This window comes from Bacillus cereus group sp. BfR-BA-01524 (assembly GCF_022662595.1).
Taxonomy (GTDB): Bacteria; Bacillota; Bacilli; order Bacillales; family Bacillaceae_G; genus Bacillus_A; species Bacillus_A thuringiensis_S.
In genome coordinates this window covers 1-4,465 of the sequence record NZ_JAKUDW010000181.1, presented here as the reverse complement: position 1 = coordinate 4,465, position 4,465 = coordinate 1, and the positions used below count along the sequence as shown (strand labels likewise).

The window sequence follows — 4,465 nt, the reverse complement described above, 5'->3', positions numbered from 1 at the left end:
GTTCAAATAACGTAGAACGATTTGTATTTTTTCATCAGCTGTAAATTTAGCCATAGAAAAACTGCACCTCCAATTGTTAGACTGTGTCTAACAATTGGGGTGCAGTTCAAAGTTGCTCCTTTTTATAAGCGTTATACTACGGGTGGGCGTTCAAACGACAAAATTCATACTGTTCAGTTAGATGGTCTTAACTTTACCTTTTTCCCTATCTTCAAGATTCTTTTTGATTCTTTGGATAATAATGCAAGTAATAACTTATTATATAGTATATTCTAATTGATTTTCACATTAAGTAGAGGAGGTAAATATATTGAGTATAATAAACCGTTTGTTAAACTTTTTAACCGTAAATAAATTAGGCTATGCCCTACATCGTCCCTATGTTTTTTTGGATATTATCGTTTTTACACCAAATACGGAAGTAATATCTGAAGAAACAGATTATTTAACTATACATGCTCCAGGAGCTATTGTAAGAAACAATAGGATTGAAAAGGATATTAAAATTGCAGAAAAGATTTGGGGAATCACATTACGCTATTCTGTAACAGAAATCCCTAATCCAATAATAGATTTCCCTTATGAAGGAGTTAATGCCCAAAATATATTTAAATTTGGGGACCTTGGTCCACGAGGAGAAAGTTTATTAAATCAGTATACGCGATCAGGCATAATAACAGTATTTTATATCCCTTTGGAGAACGAGTATTTAGGTGCATTAGCTGATGTCACAGTTAATAAATTAGACGGAAAACTTAAAGGAGGTATTTTCCTCACTGATAAAGCTAGTTATAGCCTCGCCTTTGCCCACGAGTTAGGACATGCTCTTTTTGCTCGAATTGAGAATGGTGTAATAAGATATACTAATCCAGGATCTGAACATTTACCTGAGGATGCAAGATTACATAGTGATAAGAAAGAAAATTTAATGAATCCTCGAGCTACCAGTGAAACCCTTGACACTGCACAAAGAAAAAAAGCTTTAAGCAGTCCATTTATACGGACATGGTGGAGTGATTTTTTACGACGACTACGTCAGATACGATACCCGATAAAAAAACCACGTCCACCAGGTTCACCTGAAGTGTAAGTTTTGCTTACCTAATTGCTCCTTAAATTTTGAATAATAATTTCAATACTACGAATTCACATTTTTAGACGAATGCTATTTAATCGCGTTTACTAGTAGTTGCACTTATACGATTTTGAAAATCAATGTCGTATGTTATCCCTCTTAAAACGCAGACTGATCAGAGCATGATCTGATTTATTTTCACTTCATTTTTATACTAGTGCATACTATTAAAATGAATATATTTCATAAGCATTGTAGTATTATTGGCTAAGTAGTTCAGCGTTTCTTATTTTATGTTTAAAAAGTTTAGACTTTCATGTCCCGTTATTGTGACATGAAAGTACATATAAAATTTATGATAATAGTTAGTTATTAACGATTATTCATGATATTTTAGTTTAGAGTTTTATGTCTTTCTACACTTAAATATTGTATTAAAGCAATTATTCTTCAAAATTTAATAAAGCCCTCCACAATAAGGAGGACCGTGTATTCTATATAAATGAATGTTAAATGGTAGACCTAATATTCTAATGTAGCCAGAAATAATTCATACTATTTAAATATACTTAAACAATGCTTTTACTTTCCAAAATTATTATTTATAAAAATACGTGGTCACATTATAGGGAACCAAGTCTACAAGTAGTCGCCTCTGCTATAACAACAATTGATGAGTCTTTATATGATATTCCCCATGCATCAACAATATTAAAACTATCTTTATCGTTTTTGAATACATCATACATTAGCTCAATATGTCCTAGTTTCATGATTAATGAAGATATAAGGGTTGCTAATGTTTTTAAAAATACCTCCTGAAACCAGGTTATGGCAGTGTTTAATGAGCCAGGAAGAGATGAGCTGAATTTATAGTGGATATTATTTGCTGAAAGGAATACAGTTGGTTTTAGAACTACACTTGTAATATTCTCGTCATTAAAATTTGATATAAATGATATGTCCCATTTAATTGTAACATCACTGGCGCTTAAATCATATCCAACAGTTGAGGAAGCTAAGGTATTTTTAAATATAGGGTCAATATGTCTAACGGATAGACTCCCCCCTCCGCTTACGGAAACTTTTGCAGCAATAATATTATTGTTATTTATATGCAAAGTACCAATTTCTGATTTATGATAACTATTCACAGATCTACGTAAGTCTCCCCCAGCTTCTCTATGAATCCTGTCTCCAGAATTACGGTGAGGCATAGCAAGTGTATTAAGTGCATCATTACTAAATGCTAAAGAAATCCATCTTCGTGAGTCATTAGGGCGCATCTCAATAAATGGTGAAATAGTTTTAGTTTCTTCTTTACATATGCAAGGTGTTGGGAAATTATGGCTAACTGCAGAGCAAAGTAAAAAAATATATTCAACATTTTCAGTTTCATTACCAATTTGGACTGAAACATTTTCATAATGAAATTCTCTAAAGATAAGTTCATATTCACGAGCGTTATTCCATGTTTGAGGTATTTGAGCATGTTCTATTAAGTGTAATAAGTACATAGAGATCCCTGGTGCAGATGCCTCTATCATACTTTCCGCGGTTTTTTCTACTAACTGAATAAGAGCTTCATAACTGCCTAACGTTCCAAGTACTGTACGTGGATCAATTATATATGTATCTATATTATCTGTATCAAGCTTTGAGCCATCAAAATCCAATTGAAAACTTTGAGCGGAATCTCCTTGGATTACCATCTTTGGTTTAGCTTTAATTGTGATATTGAACCGAGACCTGCTCACTCTATGTGCTTGTACATCTTCTTCCAAATGATTAATGTCTAGAAAAATCGGCATATTTATCAATATAATTCTATTCTTATTATCAAAGCTAATAGTTGTTGGGTTATTATGAGAAGGGGAAACCGCAAAAAATAATGTAGATTGATTAGGAACTGGATACCTCAATCTGTCTTTACCTAGAACTCCAATTCCCACTCCATCTAAAATATTATATTTACTTATACCTGCACAAACGGGAGCAGGGTAATTAGTTGATGCGATAATATTGTTGGTTACATCGGCTAAGTTTGAGGAATTGAAGCGGGCGCCAATGCATTTATTCCATGGAAATAATTTTTCTTGTTCATTAGATGGTATATGATTTAACCCAGGAGTAAAAAATTCATCGGCCAATAAATAAAACTTTCCGTTAGGAGAAATTCGAGTATATTTTGCTTTAGTTTTGAAGTCTAAATTAATATATCTTTCAATTCTTGAGGTAGTTCTATTCCAAGTAAGTACGACATTACTTTCATTGTCTATGCAAATACATAAATCGTTAGCTGTGTTTGCAGTTGATAAATGTAGGTGAAACCCACTAGGTATGTGTCCTTCAAACGTTCGACCTACTTGCTGCCCAGTATCTAACGAGTAACGTAAATATTCTGCCTGTGTATTACTAACTGGTTTACAACCAAGAAACGCATTATCAGTTCCTCCAACGATAATCTCTTTCTCATTTGGTTCAAAAGATAAGGCCATTACGTAAAGCGAATTTTTAAACTGCGGTATAATTGGTTGACCTGTCTCCACATCAACTACTGAAATTAAATTCTGCTCGGATGGTGAATTATCGGAAAGATATAAAATTTTAGTTCCACTAAATGAGATTTGTGGCTTAATGAATAAACTGTAACTATGTTCTGGGCCAATACGTGTACCATTAGTCGGGTTCCATATTTTAATCTTATGGCCTATACCAGACAGCAGACGAGTACCATCTCCACTAAATTCTAAGGTTCTAACCCAATCTGGAAATTCATCCTTAATAACTCTGAGTAAATTACCATTTTCAAGATCCCAAAGTTCAATTGTTCCATTTTCAAGACCTATCGCTAAGGTCTTATTGTCTACAGGATTAATAGCGACACTTTTTTCTCCCCATTTAAATATTTCTCTTATCATTTTACCTGTATTATCGTAATATCTAATTCCCCAAATACTCGCGACGATACTAAAGCCATTATCAGTAATCGCAATATCTTCAATAAGTCGTCCTTCTTCTAACTCATCAAATTGTGTATAGATGTCTCCAGTCTCTACCTCAATTACAGTCATTCGTTTTGTAAGTTTATTATTTGTTGTTTTTATCACTTTTAAATGTCCTCCTTTTGGGCTTATATTGCCCAAAATAAAAGGTAGTATTCAAAAAATAGATTAATAAGTGTTAAAAGTCTTCTTGTTCTAAGATAAAAGCCCTCCTAATTAAAGAAGGGCTTTTATCTTTCATATAAGTGAATCCGATTTTATGGTTTTAATAATGATATACTTATACAAGTAATTTAGCTCTTTATAAGAGTTGAAATTACGTTATATATAAGGAGTGGTTTGAATGAAGAACAAATTTACGAAAATAATCATGTTAATGGTGGTA

Annotated in this window: 2 protein-coding genes; one reads left to right on the top strand and one right to left on the bottom strand. The window is 32.7% G+C overall.

Annotated elements, in window-relative coordinates; translation table 11 throughout:
* Nucleotides 1-310 precede the first annotated feature (310 nt).
* The gene (locus MR170_RS29810; RefSeq protein ID WP_242310490.1) at nucleotides 311-1,090 is read left to right on the top strand and encodes a hypothetical protein; all 780 of its coding nucleotides are present in this window, start codon (nucleotides 311-313) and stop codon (nucleotides 1,088-1,090) included.
* Nucleotides 1,091-1,698: 608 nt separating this feature from the next.
* On the opposite strand, the gene MR170_RS29805 is transcribed toward MR170_RS29810, so the two are convergent.
* Nucleotides 1,699-4,185, bottom strand: coding sequence for a WD40 repeat domain-containing protein (locus MR170_RS29805; protein ID WP_242310488.1), 2,487 nt, complete (start codon nucleotides 4,183-4,185; stop codon nucleotides 1,699-1,701).
* Nucleotides 4,186-4,465: the final 280 nt, after the last annotated feature.